This is a genomic window from Ammoniphilus oxalaticus, from assembly GCF_003609605.1.
Classification (GTDB): domain Bacteria; phylum Bacillota; class Bacilli; order Aneurinibacillales; family RAOX-1; genus Ammoniphilus; species Ammoniphilus oxalaticus.
Genome location: NZ_MCHY01000006.1, coordinates 549503 through 573013 on the forward strand (window position 1 = coordinate 549503; position 23511 = coordinate 573013).

Below are 23511 nucleotides of genomic sequence, written 5' to 3' on the forward strand. Positions count from 1 at the left end.
CATTGAACCTATCAGCGTCTTAATCAATCTGTTGGGCCATTTCCCATTTAAGCTAGGGGACTCTACTTCAAGATTAGACAAAAGAAGCCAGAGATTTTCGACTGGAATTGAAGTTCATATTACGACGCGCCGATTATGGAAATACACTCAAATTAGTTGAATGGGAAATGAATTATTTACCAATTGAGCAAAGATTTACATTGTGTGTGAAGCGTCCGTCTCTCAATTATAGCACCTGATTCGACATTTGTAAACAACCCAATTTGAAATAAAACTAGTTGTTGAGTACAAGGGCCTATGAGAAGTCGTTATCATCTCTGTTAGTAAGAGAGTCCAACCCGCATTTGATTATAGGTTTTTTTCGTTAGTTCTCGATAAGCAAAATGCGCGGTATCACCGACTGAAATGCTTCTTCCGTCTAGCGGCAACACCTCAGGTTCCACTCGATATGTTTGTGTGGCGGGTCCATCAGGCAAGTAGGTCGGACAAACAATCGTCCAATCGAGGGTCGTTGCTTGTAAATGCTTGTACACTTTTTCATGCTCTTCAGCGGCAAAGGTGATCAGACGTCGTGATTCGTTGGATCGATAGCGAAGTTTCTTCGGTTCGGTCCGACTTTGTAAAATGCCTGCCGTGCCGATCGTGACGATGCGTCTTATCGATTGATCTTCCATTGCCTGAGTGATGTGGACGATCGATTCGCTTAATGTCGTCGTTTGGTTGGCGCACAACGAGCTAAGCGCGACATCGGCTTCTCGTAAGGACATTTGGATAGCGGTTTGGTCACGGGCATCGCCTTCAATGATCGTCAGCCGTTCATGTGAATTTAACTTTTCAGGGGAGCGAACAAGGGCTGTGACTTGATGACCGTCGGCTAACGCGTATTGCACTAAGGCGCGACCAACTCGCCCTGTTGCTCCAAAAATTGTAATGTTCATATGTAAGTAAACTCCTTTTGGTTTCATGTTAAGATGGGACAATCGACTGAGGCGATTCACTTACTTACATTATATAATATGGGGAATAGAGAAAGGGGTGGCGATCGGTTGAGTATGAAAAGTTTGCAAAAAGAAATATCTATCGAGACGAAGAACGGGTTGCCTTTTTTATGCGCGGGGGTCCTCGTATGGATGGTCATTACCGCGCTCTATTTACAGGACCTGCCGATTAAAACAAAAAATATTGGCATGCTATATGCGACTGGATTGATGTTCCCATTCGCGCTGGGCTTTGCAAAGTTCTTGAGGGCTAAATGGAAGATAGATGAACATCCGCTAAACCAGCTCGGCCTCATTTTTAATCTGGCTCAATTACTATATTTCCCGTTGGTGTTTTGGGCGTTCGCTCATAGCGCCGAACAGATGGTTCTTTTTTTTGCTGTTATTACTGCAGCGCACTTTTTCCCATTTGGTTGGTTGTATCAAGCGAAAGCGTATTATATTTTGGCTCCGATTTTTTCGGTTGCGCTGATTTTGATCGGCTGGAATTTGAATCAACAGACATTGTGGGTTGTTCCATGTTTTATGGTTGTTTTTCTGCTTATTTTAAGCGGATGGCTTTATGCTGATTATAAGGGGAAGGCGAAATTTGTTCGCTAGTACGCGGATTTTCTACCATAACTCTTCGCGTATGACAACATCTTTTTATACATCGTAGGACATATCCTTTTAAGTGGATAAAATTGTGGTCGACGCGTATTTACTTCTATGATCCATAATCTTCCCATCCGATCAAAGGCGAAGTCAATCCCCATTTCATACATTCCACGTTGGCGAGCGGAGAGGGTGTTCGCTACTTGTAATGAAACACGAGATAAAAGACGAAGCCTTGCTTTCTTTTGTTTGTTTGTTAAGTTAAGTTGTTGAAAAACACGATTGAGCAAAACAATTTTACCGCCTTGGTAATAGTTCGTCACAATTTTCTTCGGTGGAGCCACTTTTGTAAACATTCCCGTACAGACCCACTTTCCGCTCGGTTTACGCTGGACCATCGCCCGAATATAATAAGGGTTTCCATTCGTCTTTTCTAGCTCAATCCCTTTTTGAATGAGCATTCGTCGGCTGCTTGCTTCTTTCTTTAAGTAGGCATAGAGCTTGCTTGAATTTGAAAAGGTTTTCTTGGAAGATGTGGAGCGAACGGTTATTTTGTTGGAATCCCTTCCCCTCTTTAATTGCATGACTCCTTTGCCATGTGTTCCTTGATTCGGCTTTACGTACAATAATCGATATTGGGATGTTGTTCGGATTAACGCTTTCTCGCTAAAGCCAACAGTATAGGGGAGATAGGATTGTAACCCTTTGTTGGACCGAAGATACTCGTACACGCGAAGCTTGCCCTTGATTCGTTTGCTATCATAGTTTTTAGACATGGACTCACCTGGCTTTCAATTTTTTACCGCATATCATCATTCTATTTTTTAATCGTTAAAAAGGGTTGGATTCGTTTGAAAATGGTGAGATGACTAGATCGGATGCTTGTTGGTCCGAGATAGTTGTCGCAAGTCCACTTAAACTGGACCACCCTTCCATAAATCAAACTTGACAGACTGCAAAGGAAAGGGTCCTTGACCGCTGATTCTCATTTTGGTCCCTCATACAAACAATAGTACCGAAATTGTATAGTAGCCTACCTTAAAATACGGGAGATAAGGAGGTTTTTAAGATGGATAATCTACTCTCATACATAGTCATTTATGGTATCGGGATGTTCATCCTCTATATTGTAATTGAAACAGCGGTCAGGCGGGGAATCAATAGTTCAGTCATTGGGCGGCATCTTGGACAGCTGGACGTTAAGGAGAGCAAAAAATCCTTTCTGGATGATGATTTAGATAATTAAAATCGATATGAAATAACAGCGAGGGATAGGATGAAAATTGAGGAAACAGAATCGACTGTAATTATAAATGGTTTTGAAATAGAGGGATTTATAGATGAAGAACAACGATGTCTACGTTGTAATGCAAATCTTTTCTATTTCGAAGAATACGATACTTACTTTTGCGCGCTTTGCAATGCCTGGACGGAAGAGAAGTGTGGTGATTCGGATTGTATGTATTGTTTGCGTCGTCCCAATAAGCCTATTCCTAGAAGGGGTAGATAACTTGTTGAAAAAATAAGGAACGCTACACAGATATCGAGATTGATCATTTAATTGATGATATTCAAAATTTGTTAGATGAACTGTATACATATATGGAAGTTTAATGAGCAAAGCAAATTACCGATAACTTCACCGTTCGTTTGACGATCGGACGAACTCATCCTACAATGCAAATAATGGGTCACGAAGGAGGGAAACGGATGAAGATACTGATTACGGGCGGTTGCGGGAACATTGGCAAACATGTCGTGGAGGTATTATCGGAAAAGGGACATCAGCTACGCGTGGTGGACCGTGATGCGGAAGAACTCGATCAAATAAATCTAGCAAATGTCGAAACGATCGTCGGCGATATTTCAGATCGAGATTTAGTGTTTGAGATCACCAAAGGGATGGACGCGATTGTTCACCTTGCGTGGAGTTTCTCGCCAAATTCACTTGATCTTTTTGATATCGACGTAAAAGGATATATTCACTTGCTGGATGCTGCTGTTGAACATGGGATCGAGCATGTCGTAAATACGAGTACAGCGGTTACATATGGGAAACCACAAGTGAGTCCTGTCGATGAAACGCATCCGCGTTTGGTCGAACAATCGCGAAATCCGATGTATGCCCTTGCAAAGCAAGCGACGGAGAAGTTGACGGAAATCTACGCATCGGAACATGGGTTAGCGGCCAATACAATTATGATTTGGTACGCGTATGGACATGAGATCGGCGGCAGGTATTTGCGTGGGATGGTCAAAGATGCGATTCAAAAGGGCAAGATTGACGTACCGAAGGATTGCGGCGGCAGCTTTCTGCAACTGGATGATTTTATTAGTGGATTGGAACGTATTTTTGAGAAGAAGCCAAAAGGTGAAATGTTTAATCTAGCCACAATCTACTTAACATGGGAGCAATTGGCGGATATAATCGTTAGCAAAGCTAACCCCGATGCAAAAGTGGTTGCGATCGATCCGAAAGATTGGACAGAAGGCCAGTTTTTAACCGACGATTGGAATTTCAGTACGGAAAAAGCGGAACGAATGCTCGGCTATCAAAGCCATCTCACAAATGAGCAAGCAATCAAACATTTGGGAGTGGCGTTGGAAGCGTGTGTGGCGAAAGTAAGAGAGAAGTTATAATTAGCTTAGGAGGAATGGAAGAATGAGTATCATAGATCAGTTTGCAAAAATAGAAGCAACCGCTGTTTCTGATGCGATGCAAGGAATGAACAACTTGGATTCAGCGATCAAGCCGTTAAAATCGGAATATAAAGTAGTGGGACGCGCATTTACAGTCAAGATGCCTGCTGGCGATAACCTCGTTTTTTTGAAAGCGTTACGAGAGGCAAAAGCGGGCGATGTCGTTGTGATTGATGCAAAAGGGGATACATATCGGGCATTTGCAGGCGACTTTATGGTTGAGATGGCCCAAACGTTAGGAATTAAAGCGCTCGTTGGCGATGGGGTTGTGCGAGATGTGGAGGACATTAAGGCGCTAAACTTTCCCGTTTTTTGCAGAGGAACAACGTTAGCCGCGAGCGGAAAAGAAGGTATGGGCGAAATCAATGTGCCAATCTCTTGCGGAGGCGTGACAGTTCATCCAGGTGATTTAATCGTTGCCGATGCGGATGGGGTCGTTGTTGTGCCACAGACGATCGAACAAGAAGTGCTCAAGAAAGCGTTGGAAAAAATAGAATCAGACGATCAGCGCTCTAAGAAAGTGTTGGCGAGTCGCGAAGAGATCATCAACTATTTAGATAGTATGGTTCAAGGGAAATAAAGAACGAATAAATGACTCGGAATAAAGCGGCATGAATTGCCGCTCTTTTTTTTATTGCTTAGCAAAAGGGGCGAGGGAGAATCATGGGTTTTTTCCAACAGGTGAAATTTAGTATCGTTAATATAAAAAAGTACGAGCAACTTTCAACGCAACGCTTTTCAAAAATCTTTCTTTATTTAGTAATCCTATCGATTATTGCGTGGTTTCTCAGTTTTGCTAGTCTATACCAAACACTAAACAAAGAAATAAAGATCTTTAAAGAACAGATCCCTGATTTTACATTTCATGAGGGTCATTTAGAAGTGGCTGGACCGATGCCCATCATCCTACATAAAGACCTCACCAGTATTGTGATGGTGGATACGTCAGGGAGCACACAAAAAGAACACCTTAATTCGTTTCGTTCGGGCGCGCTCATTTTAAGCGACAGAGTGATTAATAAAGAAAGTGAGCATCGGTTTGAGGAATTTCATTTTTCTAGGTTCAGTTCACTTTCACTTACGAAAGATACTGTGATGTCTTGGTTGCCTTATGTCAATGTAATCTATTTGTTGCTCGGCGTCATCATTTTCCTGTTTACATTCTTTGCTTATCTCGTCAATGCGTTTTGGATCTCATTGGTCGGTTTGTTGTTCCGTTTGATATTAAAAGTGAACATCACATTTTCGACAATCTATAAATTTAGTATTTACGCGTTGACACTCCCCATCCTGTTAGATCGGCTGTTGCCTTACATCGGAATAAACTTGTCTGGTCTTGTATTCTACATTACGGCAGCGGTATACATCGCATTAGCGTTGTTTGAAATCGATCGAATGGCAAAGACAGCAGATTCAGGAGATGGCGTTTATATCGAATAGAGTGAATGACAATAATATAATCGGAAATCCTAAAGCTACGACAGTATGAATTTTAGGAAAAAAGAGGTGGACCAGATGAGAAGTAAAGCGCGGTCATTCATTCAAAAACGATTAATTGTTCCCATAGAATATGATGCTGAAGATGAAAAAGTCGATATTGACGTAAACATTGATGTGAACATGGATGAGAATGAAAAGGTCAATGTCGATGTGGACATCAATGTCAATCAACCGAAGAAGGAAAATGATGAGGATTAAAATATGGGCGCGAATTTCCGAAAACATGTTAAAATGGATGAGAAGTTGAGGATAGAAGGATAGGGGAATTGCCATGGAAGAACATGACTATGATCGATTACTAAATATTAGGACGGTCGGCGCGCAAAAAGGGTTCGATCACTCTTTGCACTACCATCGTTATGAACCGACTCCTTACTACGCGCTTCACGCTCTTTTTGAAACATATAAACTGAACCCAAGTGATCGAATCGTGGATTTTGGGAGTGGAAAAGGACGTTTGAACTTTTATATCCATTATCTTTTTAAGGCATCGGTGATCGGTGTTGAAATGAACGAGGGATTTTACCGAGATGCTTTGGGAAATTACACAAACTACACGAAAAAGTATCGATCAGGCAAAAACCGAATTGAGTTTCATTGTGGTTTGGCGGAACTCTATTCAATTCATCCCGCTGATAATCGTTTTTATTTCTTCAACCCTTTTTCTATTCAAATCTTTATGAAGGTTGTTCAAAATATTTTGCTTTCGTATGAAGCCATGCCGAGGGAACTTGAACTTCTTTTGTACTATCCTTCGGAGGACTATACTTACTTCTTAGAAAATAATACTCCATTTGCGCTAAAGGAAGAAGTTGTTTTAAAAGGGGTGTATGAACATAGCCCCTATGAGCGGTTCTCAATTTATACGTTGGATTCATTCTGCATATAAAGACGGTTTTTATTGCTTTCCTCCCGTCTAAATTCATCTTTATGGAAAAACCCAGCCTTCAAATGAAGACCGGGTTTTCGGTGTGAGAATGAGTGAATGTTATTTCGCCGGATCCTCTTCGGCATCTTCACCGTCGATTGCGTCGCCAGCTTTATTGCCGATCATTCCTCCAGCTATCGCTCCCGCAACAGTTCCAAGCGGACCGAAGATCGAGCCAGCAGCTGCGCCTGCAACAGCGCCGCCGGCTGTACCGATGGCTTCGGTTGTATCGAAATCATCTTCGTTTGCCTCATTTGGCTTTAGAGCGCGGTTCCGATTACGATTGATCTTGTTGTCTGCCATTCAACTCACTCCTACACTGTATTTAGGAAAGCGTTCGATCTTTAAACGCCGACCTCACTTGGTATTATGTCCAAGCCATTCAGTTTTACGCGTGTAGGAAAGAGGAATAGAATGGAATGTGTTGTTCAATACGCATCGTTGTAGCCGATGGAATCTGTATCGTTTATGATAGAGTGGACTGTTTCCATTATAATAACAAGGAGTAAAGTCATTTTTATGAGTTCAAAATTAAATTCAACTATCCATCCTCAATGCGCCGAAGCGATCAAGCGACTGATTAGGATGAAGGATCCCCAATTTGCTGACCTCGTTGCCCTAAAAACATATGGCAGCGATTCTTATTCCGCGATGGGTTGGGATCAACTGAAACGATATATCAATGAACAGACCGTGGTTGTCGTTGAACAATTTGAAGATGAGGCGAACATTTTATCGGCGCTGCGTTGGCTCGGTCGTGGCTTACCATTATCACTTGCGATTCGTAAGGTGAAAGCGGATCACGCGATGTATCGATATAAGACACCCAATCGAGAATAGGGGGATTACGATGGAAAAAGTAGTGATAGCGGGCGGCACAGGATTCATCGGAAACTATTTTGAAGAAAGATTTGAGGAATTAGGATATGAGGTCAAAATTATTTCGAGACAGTCACCCTATATTCCTTGGGACGATCAGGCTGGGATCATCGAAGCGTTGGAAAATGCGCAAATCTTGATTAACCTTGCCGGAAAATCGGTTAATTGTCGATATAATGAAGCGAACAAGCGCGAAATTATCGACTCCCGCACTCGAACGACGACGCTACTTGGCGAGTCGATTTTAAAATGCGAAAACCCGCCTAACCTGTGGATCAATTCAAGCACAGCAACGATTTATCGTCACGCCGAAGATCGCCCGATGACAGAAGAAGAAGGGGAAATCGGGACTGGTTTTTCGGTCGAAGTGGCAAAAACGTGGGAAGAGTGTTTTTTTGATTTTAATTTGCCGCAAACAAGACAAATCGCCTTGCGAATCGCGATCGTGTTAGGCCCAGGTGGCGGCGTGATGACCCCTTACATAAATTTAACGCGATTTGGACTCGGTGGACCACAAGGTCCAGGCACTCAAATGTTTAGTTGGATCCATGTGGAAGATTTGTTTCAGATTGTCCGCTTTCTCGAAGAAAGAGAGGACTTGGATGGTGTGTTTAATTGTTCCGCGCCCAAACCTGTTAGCAATCGCGAATTAATGCGGCAGTTTCGCCAGGCGATGAACGTTCCAATCGGATTACCCGCTCCGAAATGGATGTTAGAACTAGGGGCCGTCCTGATCAAAACAGAAACCGAATTAGTCCTCAAAAGTCGCTGGGTCTTGCCGAAGCGATTGGAACAGGCGGGGTATGCGTTTAGGTTTCGCTCGCTTCGAGATACGTTGGAGAATATTTTAACTTAACGATAAAAAATCGCTCCCGCTTCGGTTAGCAGGAACGATTTTTTTATTGATCGACAGGTATCACTGTGTCAAAGAACACGATCGATTCGATTTCCTTATCGTTAATAACATTTTCAAAAGTTTTCATGATAAACAATTCTTCTTTTAATGTATCCGCGACGTACATTCCATTGAAAATCGTCGTCGTTTCTGAGCTTCCGTCTGTATAGTTTATTGTGATGGGTAAATTGTCCAAGTACTCATCTAGCCCAACCTCTTCCATCCATCCGTGAGCTTTGCTGATTTCCTCTACAAATGGAGTCTCAACGATGATCGTTACAGAGATAGGCGATATAGAAACGCTCTTAAGTGTCGCTGCATGATCAAACAGCGTGATCGGTTTGTCCAAGTCGTAGACAGTTGAATAATCTTTAAAATCTAACGTAAACGATGTTTTCCATTCACCGGGTATGACGGTTTTAAAAATACCCGGAAATGGATCTGCTGCTTGTAGATCGGAAAGTTTTAACTTAATTTTTTGTCCCATTAAAGATTCCCTCGTTTTCAGTCTCATCATCATGCTTATTTGATTATCCTCGGCATGTTTGTCGTCTAATTTAGTGAATCCGATCCCTTGAAAACCTTGTATAGAACGAATGTCTGAGTCTTCAAACCGATAACGCGCTTTGTCTAAAACAGTCCCCTCTGGGGCGGTGAAATCCATTAGAATGTACACGAGATTGCTGTCGCCAATGACCTGGTTAATATGCAGTGTCCCATTTTTGTTCTTTATTTTCTTCTCCACTGTGGAAGCGCCGTTTGCTAAATGCTTAATTTGTTGCTCACTGGAAGGGTTCAAGAAATTAAGAAACTTCGTATCTAAACCAATAAAGGTAGCGGCGATGGCTGTCGTTGTAATCAAACAGCAAGCGATTAAGGCTGCAACTAATTTAGGCTTTAATCGTGTTGGCGATGGTTTTGTCTGCTTATTTTGTCTGTTAACTAAGATCTGATTGAACATTCGTTTCTTTTGTTTATCTGTCGGGTCTAGCTCTTCAGATATTTTGTTGACAATCTCTTTGTCCAAATCGAGTACCTCCTAAATCATGTTTAAGTCTTTCGCGACCTCGGACGAGTTGGGTTCGTATCGTGCTTTCGTTGCGCCCTAACAGCTCGGCAATTTCCTTCGTTGAATAATCCTCGAAATAGTACAGATATAACACGACCCGATATTTTTCTGAAAGCGTAAAAAGCTTTCCTATCATTTCTTTTGTCTCATTCTTTTCATCCCATGCGGCGATTTCTGGCAGGTTTTCAAAATCAACCCTTTTTCGTTTCCACCAAGATTTAAGCTGATCCTTGCAGTGGTTTCTCGCTGTCGTTATTAACCAGGCTTTTTCGTGTTCGTAACTGTTAAAATTGACGGGCGATTGCGCCATTTTGAGAAATACGGATTGAACAGCGTCTTCCGTGTCAGCCTTATTTTTTAGGTAGATATAGCATATTTTGTAGACAATGTTCACGTTGCGTTCATATATTTCAGCTAGCTCATGATCCGTCACGTTCCCACCTCCTCTATATACAACACGATTCTGTATCGCGAAATGTCCCATTCTATAAGAAGTTTTTATTTTTGTGACTCATTGTGATCCATTAGCTTTACAAAGTATAAATGAGAATCATCGTAGCGGGTAGGTACTAACCAAAATAGGTACTGCCAGCAGAGGAGAGAGAGCGTTACAATAGGGATAGAGAGAAGGAAGGGGAAGAGCGGATGAAGGTTTTTAGTTCGATTTTAATAACAGGCGGTATTGCATTCGCAGGTTTTATTGCTATGTTTTTTGCGGCTTTTTCGCAGGACGCGCCTTTTTTTATGCCATTTGTGGTTACTGTTTCTGTGATCATCGCGATTTTTTCAAATTTAGTCATTTGGGGGCAAGCGAATAAAAAGTGGTTTAAGTGGGGTTTGGTTTCTTTTATTAGCTTGAGTGTGATCAGTGTCGGGGGCTATAAAATCAATCAAAAGCGAATCGAAGATTTGCAGATTATGAGCAGGCAGGATGTCGATTTAAGCCAGTATACTCCGAATCATCCGAATAGCCGAGCGGTCCGTTTGCAAGAGGAACCAACTTTTAAAATTAAAGACAATCCCCCGCGACTAGACGGGTCAACAGCGTTATACCCCGTGTTTGCGGGTTTTGCGCAAGCGGTTTACCCAGAAAAAGAATACAACCCTTACGACAGCGCGGTCGTTTCGACTCAAACATCGCATGCGTATGAACGCTTATTACGTGACGAAGTCGATCTCATATTCGTTCCGGAGCCTTCAAAGAAGTACATAGAACTAGCGAAGGAACGAGGAAAAGAATTGAAAATGGTCCCGTTCGGCAAAGAAGCTTTTGTCTTTTTCACGCATGTCAATAACAACGTCGATACGTTAACGGTCGAACAGATCAGAGGAATTTACTCGGGTAACATCCGAAATTGGAAAGAAGTTGGCGGAGGAAATGGGGCGATCGAAGCTTTTCAGCGGCCAGAAGAAAGCGGCAGTCAGCAAGCGCTCATTCGGTTTATGGGAGATGAACCGATCATGAAGCCAAGCACCGAACGTGTCGCCGCGGGGATGGGCGGAATTATCGATCAAGTTGCGGAATACCAGAACAAAGAAAATGCAATTGGGTATTCTTTCCGTTACTTTTCGGAACAAATGGTCCAAAATGGAGCGATTCGTAATATCGCTGTAAATGGGGTTCCGCCGACGAAAGAAACGATTCGCGACGGTACGTATCCAATTACTTCAGATTTTTATATTGTGACCGCGGGTAGCGATAATCCCCATCTTGAATCGTTCATCGAGTGGATTTTATCTGAGCAAGGTCAAACAGTTGTGGAAGAAACGGGCTATGTCAGCGCGTCTGGAAAGTAGTATCTGAGAAGGAAGGGATGTTTAATTTGAAACCATTTTTAGTTATAGGAAATGTTGTTTTGTGTGGTTTCTTTACATTCTTTGTCTCACTGTTTTTAGCAGGTGGAGGAATTGGTGAAAATGTCACAGGAAAAACGTACGTAACCCCGCAATTCTTTTTGATTTTGCCCGTATGGACTGTAGGCGCTTTGTTCGTATGGGGGTACTGTTACAAGCAAAAGTTACAAAACACCTCCTACCCAGAAATTATATTCATTAATATTTTGCTTTGGGCGACCCTTCCTGTAGGCTTCATCTTTTCGGGTATGCTTTTGGGAATGCGACCCTAAGATTTACACCCGCATTATTTTACGACAACAATATTTTTCATGGCTGATAAAGACACTCAAATATAACCATACTATGTATTGTTAAATACATGGTAAAGGTGGAAGATGAGATGGAACAGAATAAGCGGGATTTAAACCAAACTTATCAGTATTTTCAATCTGAGTTAAATCGGATTCAAACGATTGCAGGCACGTTATCAACGATTGAGGACCAGCACGTCAAAGATCTGACCAATATGGGTGATGATAAATTAAATCAAATGGCCGTGGAAGAACAAAGCGCTGCGCGTCAATTAGGAGAGATTAAACAGATTTGCCTTGCAATGAGTCAAAAGCTAGATGAAATACAAAAAACGTCATCTCTTCATTAGGTGATATCGATGCTAAATATATTTAGTAATCTGACAAGAAAAATTGCAAACGAGGTTGTGGATAAAGCGATCGAGCGGATTGCGCGGGATCAATATACAGAAAATCTGTTTGAAATGGTACCGATCGCTAAAAAGGTGGGTCCGATCAACCTGATGGAAATTGTGATGCGTTCGGCAAAAGGGGTTCCGCCTGGCAGACCGCTGGGTAGCCATATCCGTTTTTCTCCTTGGGAGAAGTTGTTGTTTAATCCTGTCCATCTAGACAGATTTCCAACGCCGGAAGATGTTTCGATTTCCACCTCCGTAACGATCGGTAAAAATGCAAAAAAGCCGTTAACGCTGTCTATTCCGTTAATGATCGCGGGGATGTCTTTTGGCGGAGCGTTAAGCAAAAGCGCTAAAATTTCATTGGCGAAAGCGGCATCGATGATTGGAACGGCGACGAACACGGGAGAAGCGGGGTTGATGAGAGAAGAAAGAGAAGCGGCTCATGTCTTAATCGGCCAATATAACCGCGGCGGCTGGCTAAACACTCCGGAAAAATACAAGCAACTTGACGCAATTGAAATTCAATTGGGACAAGGAGCGCAAGGATCAACTCCGCAACGGACCGCCGCCAAAAACATCGGTGAAGACTATCGCGAAGTATATGGACTGCGCGAAGGTGAGGACTCTCAAATTCGCTCGCGATTACCCGGCGTCGATACGAAGGAACAATTTATCGCCCTTGTCCAAGAGTTAAAAGCGGACACCGGTGTCCCAGTCGGTCTGAAAATAGCGGCGACCCACCATTTGGAAAAGGAATTGCAAATAGCGGTTGAAGCTGGCGTCGATTTCATCACGGTTGACGGAGCAGAAGGCGGCACGCATGCTTCGCCCCCAACGCTAGAAGATGATTTGGGGCTGCCTACTTTATTCGCTGTATCAAGAGCATCTAAGTTTTTAGCCCGTCAAGGATTAAAAGGGGAGATTAGCCTAATCGCAACAGGGGGGCTAGTCACACCTGGCGACTGTTTAAAAGCGATGGCGCTTGGGGCAGATGCTGTTTATTTAGGCACAGCCGTGATGATGGCGTTAGTTGGCGACCAAATGACAAAAACCCTCCCATTCGAGCCGCCAACCAGTTTAGTCGTTTACAACGCTAAGATCACGGACGCGTTAGACATTGACAGAGGGGCAAAAAATGTCTTTAATTTGTTGAACGCGATGACGAAAGAGATGGAGCAAGTCTGTTATTCTCTTGGCAGAACGAGTTTAACAGACGTTTCGCAAGCAGATATGTGCACCCTGGACCCATTTCTGTCAATCGCAAGCGGGATTGAGCTCGGTTATGTATCCCCGGATGACCAACAAGCTTTTTTTAATCAATTTCATTTAACGCAGCATGCGAATAAGATGAACATGCCTGCGCATGAACCACCATCAACTACACGGCAGCAGGAGGAACAACATTTAAATTAAACCCTCTTTTTCAGGAGTTTGAAAGCCTCGGGACCTTTTTTCCGTCCTGAGGCTTTTTTTAGTACTTATTTCATTGATTTACCTTGTGCAACAGGATAAATTCCTTCACTCTATTTTCCTGTCCAGAGATATTTAGCTAATAAAAAGCGGTTAGTCTTTGGTTCGGTTTTGGAGTAACTTGAAGGGTGAAGTGATGATTTTTCCAAAAAAGTTTTTGATTGATTTCAACGGGCGAGAACGGAGACTAATCGCGGCGGCATAATCAGATTTTTTTGGGTATTCCGTTATAATCATCGGCGCGGCGATCGTTGTTGTCTGTAAAAGTTGATTTTTATAATTGGGGCCGACGATGGTTGATTTGTTGAATTGCCTTATTGCTAATTCTATGTTTGTTGCGTGAGTATTGAAAAAATGCTCGTGAAGATGATTATTGGAAGTTTGGAAAGTGGCAAAATAGGTGAGTTGTTGCGCAAGCGGTTGATTGAGAGTAGGATCGGTGTAAATCGACGAAGCAGTAGCTGAATTTGTGGAAGCGTTTACAATAAGAGGTAAAGCAAAGGAAATGATGATAACGGCTGATAACTTGCCCCTTCGCAACATAGTATCTTCCTCCTAGGTTGTGATGTGTTCGCACTATACTTCTATTTTAGCATAAAATTTGTATTTTGTGGTAGAAACAGGGGAGGAATGAAGCGTTGAGTATAGTCTGTACAGAAGTGATCGTAGATTTCCCCCATATTAATTGGGTCGATGAAAAATATGTGTTTCATCCCGATCCATTGGAGTTTGATTCGTTAGATGAATGGGCATTTATTAGGTGGGAGCCAATCAGATACTAGTGTTAGAGGGAGTTTATGACTGTGAAAATTAAGGAATACATAGCTACCTTTTTCCCCGGTTTAATCTTGAGGCCGAGTCTGTATCATCAATGGGACATAGGGATTCATTTTGAACTAGCGGCGGAAGGAATGTATCAGTTTACGGATGACGGCGAGCTAAACATGAATCGGTTTAGGTGTGTGTATACTCAGGCGATCTCGATTTTTAACGAACTTTTTGGGGAGAAGGACGAAGTCTATCTTGTTACCAATGTATACGCGAGCAAGAGCAGTAGAAAGAGGGGCCGTCCGAACATTTACGATCGTTTTGTGAAAAATAAAAGTCTTAAGTTTAATGTCATGCTTGAGAGTTTACCTTATGTATTTCCTGATGAAGACGATGCAAATCAATACTATACGTCTCGTTATTCATTAAAATGTCGTAAATATGATCTTGATTACAGACGAATCGCGCAGGCGGCTTGTAATGAGGATTTTCCATCGCTAAGACCGAGATTTTCGGCAAAATACTTTTTATATTATCCCGACGTATTTTTTGTTAATGCCACGAAAAATGTGATCTTGTTTATTTACGATGATCGAGGCTGTGAAGTGGTTGCAACGGAAAAAGAGCGCATTCGACCAATCTATGAAAAATATCGTGACTTAATTAGTGAGTATGATCGGGAGAGGGCTGAACGACTATTTGATGATGTTTAGGATCGGGCGGCTCTGGATGGGGGGATTCGTCTCTATATTAAATCCGACCGTCGATCGGAAACGAATCTCATTTGTGTGAGTTTGCGAAATAGCAGGAGAATCTCCGCTTAAATCCGATTCCCCAGATTCTGTTCCGAGTCGGTGGGGCCCCCCGCACCTCGGCCCCCGCGGCACCTATTGTTTGGATTAAATGAATTCACGCAGGGCCGTTTCGTCTTTGACGATTAAGCGTTTGTTGCCAATGGCGGTGATGAGCCCTAAGTCCTCAAACATCCTCAATTTTCGGCTAATTGTTTCTCGTGTGACCCCAGCGTAACTGGCGATTTCCTCACGGGATAAAGGGAGATCGATTTCAATCTCACCGTTTTTCCTTTTTCCAAATTTCTCACAGAACTGCAAAATGATCTGGACAATGCGGGCGCTTGGATCTTTGGTTGCTAAATTTTGGGCCAGGTTTTCGATGTGGACCAAGCGATTCGTTAAAACAGATAAAAGTTTGATCGCAATGTCTGGATTATCTTTCAACAACAGATCGAAATCTTGTTTTGTAAGTAAGCAAATTTCTGTATCGTCAATCGCGTACACACTAAAATTGTTTATCATGTTCGTCGCAAATAAATGGCTTTCGCCAAAAAAATCACCGCTCGTTAAAATGTTGAGAATTTGTTCTTTCCCGTCGATCGTTAGCTTTAATAGCTTTACTTGGCCATGATTAATGATAAATAGCGTGTCCGCCGTTTCTCCCTCGTGGATTAATGCTTCCCCTTTTGCAAAACGTTGATGGCTGCTCATTTTCGCGACTTTTGCAATCTCTTCATCAGATAGAGAGCTAAAAATGGGGACTTTTTTTGGACAAGGAGAGATAGGGAGGCATGTACATGGTTGTTCTTTCACTAGGACTCACCACCCGCTTTTATATTGTATAATTCCACTATACGTGAGGAGGATGCGCTTGAAAGTGAGCTGCATCACAAACCAATAGAAAATGCCAAAAAGCGAAGCTTGATGGCATTATCTGGGACATCCTTTATTAGATGGTGCTGCGTAATAGATCAGCGACGTAGGATGCGGAGTCTTCAATTTTTTTCACTTGATTGTCGTTCGGTGAAAAGCGGATGCGGATCGGAAACTCGACGTCGGTCATTCCTGTTGTTTTAATAATTTGGGCGGTTGTTTGCACATTCATGTTCGTTTCTTTTAGGTAATCCTGGATAACCTCGATCGCCTCGCCGCTCCAGCCATAAGAACCAAACGCGGCTGCAATTTTACCTTCGAGATTTATCTCTTTTAATTTTTTCAGGACATCTTCTAAACCGCCGATCAAGTCCGCGTATTTGGTTGAACTTCCGATAAACACAGCATCCGCCTCAGCGACACAATCTAAAATTTCGTCATGGTCTGCTCGGTCCGCGTTAAAGACGGCCACTTCGATATTGTATTCTTCCAATTTTTCCTGCATAATGTGGGCGATTTTTCTCGTATTGTTACGAATCGTTGTATAGATAATGGTCACTTTTTTGTTGCAGTCGCTATCCGCGCTCATTTCCGCGTACAGATTTACGAATTTTTCAACGTCTTTACGAATGAGATACCCGTGAGAAGGAGCGATCAATTGCACATCAAGTTCTTCCATTGCTTCCATTAATGTTTTAACATAACGTCGATGCGGGTGAATAATCGCTTGGTAATAGCCGAGGAAATCATCGGTCATGTCCACCTCATCATTGTAAAGTTCTTCAATTGCTATGTGAGTGCTAAAAATATCGCACGGGAACAAAATTTTGTCTTCGATTGAGTACGTAATCATCGTTTCTTCGGTATGAAGGTACGGCGTTTCTTTGAATTTCAATGTTTTTCCGCCGATATCAAGTGTATCCCCATCTTCGACCACTAAAAATTGTCTGTTTTGCAATCTGTACATTTCTTTGAGCTCGTCCACGGCCATTTCGGTGCAAACGAAAGTTGCGTCTGGAGCGCGATGCGCCAATGCGGCGATTCCGCCGGAGTGATCGGGTTCGGTGTGGTTCACGACAATATATTGAATCTCTTTTGGATCGATTAACTGACTAAGGTGATTGACGAATTCTTTGGCGAACTGAAAATCAACGGTATCGATCAAAGTGGGTTTATCTGTTTTTAATAGGTAGGCGTTGTAGGTTGTGCCTTTTGTTAGAACTAAGCGGTGAAAAGGAACTTCACGATCATCTATTTTTCCAATCCAGTAAACGTATTCGGCTAGTTGTTCGTGCTTCATCATCTTTCATCAACCTCATTTCTTTGTGTTTTGTTTTGCTGTTGACCCTAGTTTACGAGATATTGGACAATAAGAAGAGGATTTGAATCACATTTTGAAAAATGATTATCATTCTCAATTGAATGGATGAAAAGGGGGGCGAGGGGAACTGAGTATCAACTTCTATTTTCCACTGAATGTTATTCCTATCCTTGTCGGGCTCGTTGGTTGGCTCTTCATCGTATTGTTGGCCTATCGGATTTATAAAAAGAGGGCGGATAATCCGAGCGCGCGAATGATTGCTATTGCGCTATTCCTCGGTCTAGCTTCTATCTCCGCTCATGTTGAATGGTTCGGACAACGGATGGAATTAGCAATCTTACCGCTTGGCGTATGGATTTTGAAATCGATGTTGAGGAGAAAAAAGGATCAATGGCAACGGATTCGCTCTTATGCATGGTTAGGGTTCGCGGGGAATTTTATTATTTTGTTGCTCACGGTTGCCTCTATTCCACTTTACAACCAGCTGTATCCGAACGACGATCCGCGCGTGTATGTTTCTCATTTGGAAAAGGCTTCGTTGATTAACCTGTATCCGTCTACCGCGCCTGAGCGTCTGTTGCATAAGGAAAATTTAGCTGAACAATTGAATATGATGCAACCCGAAACATTTTATAGCGATGAATGGTATGAGGAAATGAATTGGCATCCGTACTCCAATAGTGAGCAGTTTCCTTATTTGGTGGTCGGAACGTCGCCTAAATGGGGAAGTGGGCAACGGCCAATGATTTATTTTGAGGACGATGGGAAAGGGATGCTTGTGAATACAGCGAAAAAACATGTTTACTTTCGAAGTGAAGTGGATTTGTTGAAGGCGGTGGAATCGGAATAATGAAAACGAAAAAAGGGCTCGCCCTTGTAGTCGCGCTTGTTGTGTTTATTGGGTTTAGTGTCTACTTCCTTTTCGTTTCACGTCCCGCTCCGTTTCCCGCTCACGAGGAGATTCTCGCGCAATTGAATCAGCTGTTGCCTGAAGTGGCGGTGGATGAAATCCAAGATGTCGTTTATGTGGCTCCGCGTCACGTGTTCGTTCCATTTAAAACAAAAAAGAATGACTATGGAATGAGTTACTGGACTTGGCGAGGGAAATGGAAAATGGACGTCAAAAATTCAATCGGAGCTCCCAGGTTGTGGATGATCAATGAAAAAGACCCTGCTTCTTATCATTTTGTTTGGAATATACACCCTGACGATGATGTAAATATGATCGATCTGTATTTGATCAGGCATCGCTACTACAGCATGACTTACACAACGAAAACGGATCAAACTGAACATCGCTATGAGCCTGGTATTCAATTGAAAGAACAAGTTTCGCTTGAAACGAAGTCGTATGGGGTCCTGCCGTTGTCGGACGATTGGGTTACAGTGATGCGAATGTTGGATCAGATGGAAGCGCCAAAACCTTCGGTGTTTGATTCCTTTTTCCAGCGGGATGATCTCTATTTTGGTTGGCGGGCGTTTGATGAAACGGGTGATGAATCGAAAAACTTACATCGCTCAATTAATGGAAGCAGCTTTGTGAATCGTAATGTTGATCAATTGGTTCGGTATTTGAACCCCAGCGATTTGGGGCTCATCGAATAGGCCTTGCCCGTTGTCGCTTAACCGTCGACGTGGGCTTGTCCTTCCCTTTAATATTTGGATGAAATTAAGGCTTATGGTGGGCTCATTTACTTACAGGATTCAATATTGGATGACAAAACTATCGGCCCTAACTTTCCTGTTTTTGAATTTGAAAGTCGGACTTGTATAACACTGTTTGTTAAATCTGCAGTTATAATGTCGATCCTGCCTGCCCAAGTTGGGCCATCTTCTTCTGGCGTAGGATATAGTTTAAATCTCCAACTAATCTCATTTTGAATAAAAGCAAAACCCTCAAAACCATCATAATCTCCCAAGGAGGATGGCGCGGGTAAATGGGTGGCATGAATACTAATATGGGTACGTGGAAAGCTTGGCGCTAACAAGTTCACTTTATAAACCAATGCAGCTCCTTTTGCATTTTCGTAAGCTGTATTTACGGGTTCCATTATAGAACAACACGGCATAGATACATAGGCTTTTCCATTGTTAGGAATAATCAGGCCAGCAATTAAAACTAAAGTCAAAACTAGCTGCTTCACAAATCTGGTCCCTCCACAATTTATTGTAGGCAGTTAGTCTTCCCTCTCGGCGTTCAATTATTAAATTCACTTTAAAAGAGGGTGATGGTGTTTGAATAAATTTTTGTTGCATTTAGAGGGATTTGTCGTTCTGGCAGTCAGTCTTTATTTTTACTCTCATCTACAATTTAGTTGGGTTGTGTTTCTGATCTTATTGTTTTCACCGGATTTGTCCGCGTTTGGGTACCTCAGCAACGTTTGGGTTGGCGCGGTTCTATATAATTTATTCCATACATACACCATTCCGATCGTCCTTCTAATGTGCGGTTTATGGACCGAACACAGCGCCGTTTTAATGATTAGCTTAATTTGGATCGCTCACATTGGAATGGATCGCATGCTCGGTTATGGATTGAAATATCCGACGCAGTTTCGGGATACGCATTTAAATCGGGTGTAAGCTGGTGTCCATGAGGGGGAGGTAAATGTGACGAGGAAAAAAGGGTTCAAATTCATCTGCGCGCTTGCGATTGTCACGTTGGTGTTCATCCTCTATTCCGCTGTTAGCATTTGGACCTTTAGTCAAAAACTCCAGCTTGTCGAGACGGATGCGGCGGTTGTGCTTGGCGCCGCAGTTTGGGGGGATCAGCCGTCTCCTGTTTTGCGGGAAAGGATCCATCACGCGATTTGGCTCTATGAAAACAATTATGTCGATCAAATCATTTTTACGGGCGGTAAAGGAAAAGGAGGATTGGCTGCGGAATCTGAGGTAGCGAGAGATTACGCGCTTAAAAACGGGGTACATGTGGACCATATTTTGGTGGAAACGAAGTCGAGGATCACTGAGGAAAATTTATCGTACGCCTATGAGATCGCAAAGCAGAAAAACTTCAAAACTTTTGCAATTGTCAGCGATCCTTTACATATGAAAAGAGCGATGCTGATGGCAAACAGGACAGGGATGGACGCCTATTCCTCACCTACGCAAAGTTCTGTCTACCAAACGTTAAAGAGCAAAGGGCCGTTCTTTTTGAGAGAATTGTTTTTCTATCTTGGTTATCTATTTAGTTTGCCGTTTCGGTGATATCGAGCTTCAACCATGTTATAGTAGGGTCAATAAAAATATGGAAGGGGGATTCTATGAAAAAACGTGTGGCTATTGGTGTTATTTCGGCTTTATTCATAGTGGGTATTATCATGTTTATCTTTCCTAAACAGAGTGTGAAAGAAGTGGAGCACAATGATGTCGCTTACATCCAACCCGCCGAGTTATCTGACGAAACGAAACGGATTCTGAGCGGAGTAGGGTTAGATCCAGGTCATGTGTTTGAGTACGAAATACATCCAGATGCGTCGTTTATGAGGAATGTATGGATTGAAGTATATGAAAATGGTATAAGACAGGAAGACGCTACAAATTTTAGCGGCGGTGGTGGACAACAGCTAGAAAATGAGAACGCGCTAAAAGAGTACGTCGCTTTTTTCATGGAACATGTGACAGAAGAACGAACCGATGAAGGCGTATTAGCCTATACGATATCAACGATTCATGATTCTGGATCGGGAAGAACGCCCGGGGAAATTAATTTATCAAAAGGCGGGACCTTCACGGCGCCGTTAAGCGAGAAAAGGGAAATTGAAATGAATCGCCCGATTACGCTGATTACAATGATTAACGACGGTGGAAATGGTATCTCGTACAGTACAAGTGATGCTATCGAATATGATGAGAGCGGGGAAGTACCGAAATTTATTCAACGATATGAAAAAGTGCTTCTGTTCAGGGTTCAATTCGTTGAGGAAGAGATAGATGAATCGTATTACGATCGGATCCCTTTAGATGACGCATTTGCCCCGACGGAATAATCGTTTTTATCGATGGAGATAGACAACAGCCGTATACCTCTCTAATCAATTAGGTATACGGCTGTTTGGCTTGCCTTAAAATTATCTTTTTAAATCGATTGTCCAATTTCCGTTCATCACGAAGCTAGGGTTACTCATTTGAAATTCGCTGATCTCAATCTCTTTGTGGAATTCCATCGTCATGGTGGCTTGATTTCCATTAAATTCGGCGGACATTTTTTTGATGTCGGGACTGTAGAAATTGAAAGAGCGGAGATCTATATATTTATTTTCGCCCGTATTTAATTCAAATTCTAATTCCGCTGATGTAGCGGATAATCTTTTCATCTTTTTAAGGACGGCTTTTTGCTCCGAAAAATCAATCTCTTTATTTAACATGACTTCCCCGTTTGTAGGAATGTTTAGTGTAAGTGGTTCATACTTTTGATTCGACGTAGCGATGATTGCCGGAACGGTTAAGGTTAAATCTTTTCCTTCCAGCGCGCTTGTTTCAAAGTTCGTTACTGGGCGCCCTTTTGCATTTTTGGGTATTTCTAGTTTGTGTTGTTTATTGGAAGCTCCATCAACTACATATAAGGCTTCTGCCGAACTGCCTGTACTTGAGCCGATCGTGCCTTCGGCGCCTCGATCTTCAAATTTCTCTATCACCTTCGTTTGAATTGGCTGTCCAAATCGAATTAATTGTAGGTGCTCGTCTGCAAAAGAAGAGACCAATTGAATGTTTGTTTTTCCTTTTCCATCGGCAATTGACGCTGCAAGGTTTACGCCATCGATCAGGTCGGACTTTGCTGTATAAATTTGACCGTCCAGATCAAGAGCTTTCGCTTTTTCTAAAGAAAGGTCATAGGAATTTTCTCCGATAACCAGTTTGAAATATTGAAAAGGCTGGATATTGTAGTTGCCCTCTGTTTTATTCATAAAGTGGAGGAAGAGGTTGTCCTTTTCCCCACCGTATCCGCCGGGATAATAGATGGTATTCGAACCGTCTTGTGGGATGATTTCAATTTCGCCCAAGTCTTCAAAGGCGCGATCTGCTTGGGTTGAAATCGTCATTTCTAAGTTGCCATTTGAAACGATGACACTCTCGACGGTAATATCCGAGTTTAAGACCTGCTTGTCCTTTAAGTAATATGCGTCACCATCTACAACAGTATCGTAAACCGAGGTTTTTGTCATGAACGACTTGATCGTTTCGGATATATCGCTCGCATACACACCCGTCACACCGATCAGGCATAAACAAGCCGCGGCGACATAGGAATATCTTTTTCGACGTTTTAGCTTTGTCGCTCGATTATGCTTTCTAAGTTTTTGATGAGCTTTTTTATGAATAGAATCCATATCGATTTCAACACCTTCCATTAACTTATCGAATTCTTGAATAACCAAATCATCATCCAATTGATTGAGTAGGGCTCTCATTTTCCGATCCTCCATAATCTAACGCCTCCTTAATCATTTTTCTGCCTCTGTAAAGCCTGTTGTCTATCGCTGATCTCGAAAAATTAAATGCTTTGGCCAAGTCACTGATCTTTTCGTTATAGAAGAATCTACGCAAAAATATCTTTCGATCTACATCGTTAAAGCTATTAATAATTTCTATTACTTTTTCTTGGTCCCGCCTCAAGAAAACATCTTTTTCTAAGCTGTAGCTATCTTCTATTTCAAAGTCTTCCATTGCGATAACCTGATCTGTTGTTCTTTTACGTCTGTAAGTTAAAGCCTTATATTTCGTTAACATAAGCAGCCAAGTTCTAAAATTTCCTTTTTCTTCGTCGAACTCATCAATTCTTGTCCAGGCCTCCAGAAAAACGTCTGATACACATTCCTCAATGTCCTCCTTCGACAAAGATGGAGATAATATATGATGGGCTAGGTAGTATATCGTTTTTGTATATTTGTTGATCATGTACTCATACGCGAGTACGTCTTCATTTTTAATTCTTTTAACTAGCGCGCTCTGTGGCAAATCCAACCTGTTCACCCCCTCTCATATATTACTACGTCCGCTCCATCGGATTTCTCTTGAGAAACTTGATTATCATTTTTATAAACAACTCGGAATGATAAGGTAGAGGGCTATCCATGTTTTCGCAGGCTACATATTAGGTCTACTAAATCCATTTGCCTAACTCATGCCGATCACTGCTGCGAACGTGGGGAATTTGTCACAAATGTTTCATTGTTC

At 42.3% G+C, this 23511-nt stretch carries 32 protein-coding genes; 21 read left to right on the forward strand and 11 right to left on the reverse strand.

Annotation, left to right across the window (positions count from 1 at the left end; translation table 11 throughout):
- Positions 1 to 320: 320 nt before the first annotated feature.
- Complete coding sequence (locus tag BEP19_RS04750) at positions 321 to 938, reverse strand: NAD(P)-dependent oxidoreductase (protein ID WP_120188663.1); 618 nt, start codon at positions 936 to 938, stop codon at positions 321 to 323.
- 114 nt (positions 939 to 1052) lie between these two features.
- Between BEP19_RS04750 and BEP19_RS04755 the strand changes: the two genes are divergently transcribed.
- Positions 1053 to 1598, forward strand: a complete 546-nt coding sequence (locus tag BEP19_RS04755; RefSeq protein WP_120188664.1) for a DUF7010 family protein — start codon at positions 1053 to 1055, stop codon at positions 1596 to 1598.
- On the opposite strand, the gene BEP19_RS04760 is transcribed toward BEP19_RS04755, so the two are convergent.
- Entirely contained in the window at positions 1595 to 2368 is a 774-nt protein-coding gene (locus BEP19_RS04760) for a YheC/YheD family protein (RefSeq protein ID WP_120188665.1), read from the reverse strand. The genes BEP19_RS04755 and BEP19_RS04760 overlap by 4 nt on opposite strands.
- A gap of 293 nt (positions 2369 to 2661) precedes the next feature.
- On the opposite strand from BEP19_RS04760, the gene BEP19_RS17560 reads away from it, so the two are divergent.
- From BEP19_RS17560 to BEP19_RS04790, 7 genes are all read left to right on the forward strand, one after another.
- Entirely contained in the window at positions 2662 to 2838 is a 177-nt protein-coding gene (locus BEP19_RS17560; protein WP_170145264.1) for a hypothetical protein, read from the forward strand.
- 94 nt (positions 2839 to 2932) lie between these two features.
- Positions 2933 to 3118, forward strand: a complete 186-nt coding sequence (locus BEP19_RS04765) for a hypothetical protein (protein ID WP_170145265.1) — start codon at positions 2933 to 2935, stop codon at positions 3116 to 3118.
- Positions 3119 to 3302: 184 nt separating this feature from the next.
- On the forward strand, positions 3303 to 4232 hold the full coding sequence (locus BEP19_RS04770) for an NAD-dependent epimerase/dehydratase family protein (protein ID WP_120188667.1): 930 nt from the start codon (positions 3303 to 3305) through the stop codon (positions 4230 to 4232).
- A 22-nt stretch (positions 4233 to 4254) separates the two neighbouring features.
- Positions 4255 to 4872: an RraA family protein gene (locus BEP19_RS04775; protein WP_120188668.1), complete on the forward strand. Its 618-nt coding sequence runs from the start codon at positions 4255 to 4257 to the stop codon at positions 4870 to 4872.
- Between the two features lie 83 nt (positions 4873 to 4955).
- Positions 4956 to 5732, forward strand: coding sequence for a DUF1189 domain-containing protein (locus BEP19_RS04780; RefSeq protein WP_120188669.1), 777 nt, complete (start codon positions 4956 to 4958; stop codon positions 5730 to 5732).
- Between the two features lie 75 nt (positions 5733 to 5807).
- Positions 5808 to 5990 carry a hypothetical protein gene (locus BEP19_RS04785; protein WP_120188670.1) on the forward strand — a complete coding sequence of 61 codons (183 nt, stop codon included), beginning with the start codon at positions 5808 to 5810 and terminating at the stop codon, positions 5988 to 5990.
- Between the two features lie 73 nt (positions 5991 to 6063).
- On the forward strand, positions 6064 to 6681 hold the full coding sequence (locus BEP19_RS04790) for a methyltransferase (protein ID WP_120188671.1): 618 nt from the start codon (positions 6064 to 6066) through the stop codon (positions 6679 to 6681).
- Positions 6682 to 6780: 99 nt separating this feature from the next.
- Here BEP19_RS04790 and BEP19_RS04795 read toward each other — a convergent pair whose 3' ends face one another.
- Entirely contained in the window at positions 6781 to 7023 is a 243-nt protein-coding gene (locus BEP19_RS04795; RefSeq protein WP_120188672.1) for a hypothetical protein, read from the reverse strand.
- 216 nt (positions 7024 to 7239) lie between these two features.
- Between BEP19_RS04795 and BEP19_RS04800 the strand changes: the two genes are divergently transcribed.
- Both BEP19_RS04800 and BEP19_RS04805 read left to right on the forward strand, forming a co-directional pair.
- Entirely contained in the window at positions 7240 to 7560 is a 321-nt protein-coding gene (locus BEP19_RS04800) for a hypothetical protein (RefSeq protein ID WP_120188673.1), read from the forward strand.
- 10 nt (positions 7561 to 7570) lie between these two features.
- On the forward strand, positions 7571 to 8455 hold the full coding sequence (locus BEP19_RS04805; RefSeq protein ID WP_120188674.1) for a TIGR01777 family oxidoreductase: 885 nt from the start codon (positions 7571 to 7573) through the stop codon (positions 8453 to 8455).
- A gap of 43 nt (positions 8456 to 8498) precedes the next feature.
- Here the strand turns inward: BEP19_RS04805 and BEP19_RS04810 are convergent, their stop codons facing one another.
- Together BEP19_RS04810 and BEP19_RS04815 are read right to left on the reverse strand one after the other, a co-directional pair.
- Entirely contained in the window at positions 8499 to 9521 is a 1023-nt protein-coding gene (locus tag BEP19_RS04810; protein WP_120188675.1) for a DUF4179 domain-containing protein, read from the reverse strand.
- Positions 9490 to 9996 carry an RNA polymerase sigma factor gene (locus BEP19_RS04815; RefSeq protein WP_245983343.1) on the reverse strand — a complete coding sequence of 169 codons (507 nt, stop codon included), beginning with the start codon at positions 9994 to 9996 and terminating at the stop codon, positions 9490 to 9492. The genes BEP19_RS04810 and BEP19_RS04815 overlap by 32 nt, the downstream gene beginning before the upstream one ends.
- Positions 9997 to 10208: 212 nt before the next feature.
- Between BEP19_RS04815 and BEP19_RS04820 the strand changes: the two genes are divergently transcribed.
- The 4 genes from BEP19_RS04820 (at position 10209) to BEP19_RS04835 (ending at position 13521) form a co-directional block, all read left to right on the forward strand.
- A complete protein-coding gene (locus BEP19_RS04820) occupies positions 10209 to 11360 on the forward strand; it encodes a PstS family phosphate ABC transporter substrate-binding protein (protein WP_120188677.1) in 1152 nt (383 codons plus the stop codon).
- A 17-nt stretch (positions 11361 to 11377) separates the two neighbouring features.
- On the forward strand, positions 11378 to 11689 hold the full coding sequence (locus BEP19_RS04825; protein ID WP_245983345.1) for a hypothetical protein: 312 nt from the start codon (positions 11378 to 11380) through the stop codon (positions 11687 to 11689).
- Between the two features lie 110 nt (positions 11690 to 11799).
- Positions 11800 to 12060: a hypothetical protein gene (locus tag BEP19_RS04830; RefSeq protein WP_120188679.1), complete on the forward strand. Its 261-nt coding sequence runs from the start codon at positions 11800 to 11802 to the stop codon at positions 12058 to 12060.
- Between the two features lie 9 nt (positions 12061 to 12069).
- Entirely contained in the window at positions 12070 to 13521 is a 1452-nt protein-coding gene (locus tag BEP19_RS04835; protein WP_120188680.1) for an FMN-binding glutamate synthase family protein, read from the forward strand.
- A 150-nt stretch (positions 13522 to 13671) separates the two neighbouring features.
- On the opposite strand, the gene BEP19_RS04840 is transcribed toward BEP19_RS04835, so the two are convergent.
- A complete protein-coding gene (locus tag BEP19_RS04840) occupies positions 13672 to 14121 on the reverse strand; it encodes a hypothetical protein (protein WP_120188681.1) in 450 nt (149 codons plus the stop codon).
- Between the two features lie 95 nt (positions 14122 to 14216).
- Between BEP19_RS04840 and BEP19_RS17565 the strand changes: the two genes are divergently transcribed.
- Together BEP19_RS17565 and BEP19_RS04845 are read left to right on the forward strand one after the other, a co-directional pair.
- Positions 14217 to 14360 carry a MafI2 family immunity protein gene (locus BEP19_RS17565; RefSeq protein WP_170145266.1) on the forward strand — a complete coding sequence of 48 codons (144 nt, stop codon included), beginning with the start codon at positions 14217 to 14219 and terminating at the stop codon, positions 14358 to 14360.
- A gap of 21 nt (positions 14361 to 14381) precedes the next feature.
- Entirely contained in the window at positions 14382 to 15059 is a 678-nt protein-coding gene (locus BEP19_RS04845) for a DUF3885 domain-containing protein (protein ID WP_425452714.1), read from the forward strand.
- Between the two features lie 186 nt (positions 15060 to 15245).
- Here the strand turns inward: BEP19_RS04845 and BEP19_RS04850 are convergent, their stop codons facing one another.
- Positions 15246 to 15953 carry a Crp/Fnr family transcriptional regulator gene (locus BEP19_RS04850; RefSeq protein ID WP_245983346.1) on the reverse strand — a complete coding sequence of 236 codons (708 nt, stop codon included), beginning with the start codon at positions 15951 to 15953 and terminating at the stop codon, positions 15246 to 15248.
- Positions 15954 to 16089: 136 nt separating this feature from the next.
- Positions 16090 to 17316: an FprA family A-type flavoprotein gene (locus BEP19_RS04855; protein WP_120188683.1), complete on the reverse strand. Its 1227-nt coding sequence runs from the start codon at positions 17314 to 17316 to the stop codon at positions 16090 to 16092.
- Between the two features lie 220 nt (positions 17317 to 17536).
- Here BEP19_RS04855 and BEP19_RS04860 point away from each other — a divergent pair, with 220 nt between their 5' ends.
- On the forward strand, positions 17537 to 18184 hold the full coding sequence (locus tag BEP19_RS04860; RefSeq protein WP_120188684.1) for a hypothetical protein: 648 nt from the start codon (positions 17537 to 17539) through the stop codon (positions 18182 to 18184).
- Positions 18184 to 18939 (forward strand): hypothetical protein, encoded by a 756-nt coding sequence (locus BEP19_RS04865; protein ID WP_120188685.1) that lies wholly within the window; start codon positions 18184 to 18186, stop codon positions 18937 to 18939. The genes BEP19_RS04860 and BEP19_RS04865 overlap by 1 nt, the downstream gene beginning before the upstream one ends.
- Before the next feature lie 86 nt (positions 18940 to 19025).
- On the opposite strand, the gene BEP19_RS04870 is transcribed toward BEP19_RS04865, so the two are convergent.
- Positions 19026 to 19478 carry a YoqH family protein gene (locus BEP19_RS04870; RefSeq protein ID WP_120188686.1) on the reverse strand — a complete coding sequence of 151 codons (453 nt, stop codon included), beginning with the start codon at positions 19476 to 19478 and terminating at the stop codon, positions 19026 to 19028.
- 91 nt (positions 19479 to 19569) lie between these two features.
- Between BEP19_RS04870 and BEP19_RS04875 the strand changes: the two genes are divergently transcribed.
- From BEP19_RS04875 to BEP19_RS04885, 3 genes are read left to right on the forward strand one after another with little or no spacing between them, the layout of a single operon-like run.
- Positions 19570 to 19917 (forward strand): DUF4260 domain-containing protein, encoded by a 348-nt coding sequence (locus tag BEP19_RS04875; RefSeq protein WP_120188687.1) that lies wholly within the window; start codon positions 19570 to 19572, stop codon positions 19915 to 19917.
- Positions 19918 to 19944: 27 nt separating this feature from the next.
- Positions 19945 to 20541 (forward strand): YdcF family protein, encoded by a 597-nt coding sequence (locus tag BEP19_RS04880; RefSeq protein WP_120188688.1) that lies wholly within the window; start codon positions 19945 to 19947, stop codon positions 20539 to 20541.
- 56 nt (positions 20542 to 20597) lie between these two features.
- On the forward strand, positions 20598 to 21323 hold the full coding sequence (locus tag BEP19_RS04885; RefSeq protein WP_120188689.1) for a hypothetical protein: 726 nt from the start codon (positions 20598 to 20600) through the stop codon (positions 21321 to 21323).
- Positions 21324 to 21404: 81 nt separating this feature from the next.
- Here BEP19_RS04885 and BEP19_RS04890 read toward each other — a convergent pair whose 3' ends face one another.
- Both BEP19_RS04890 and BEP19_RS04895 read right to left on the reverse strand, forming a co-directional pair.
- Positions 21405 to 22760, reverse strand: coding sequence for a DUF4179 domain-containing protein (locus BEP19_RS04890; RefSeq protein WP_120188690.1), 1356 nt, complete (start codon positions 22758 to 22760; stop codon positions 21405 to 21407).
- Complete coding sequence (locus BEP19_RS04895; protein WP_120188691.1) at positions 22717 to 23298, reverse strand: sigma-70 family RNA polymerase sigma factor; 582 nt, start codon at positions 23296 to 23298, stop codon at positions 22717 to 22719. Before BEP19_RS04895 ends, BEP19_RS04890 begins: the two co-directional genes overlap by 44 nt.
- Positions 23299 to 23511 lie beyond the last annotated feature (213 nt).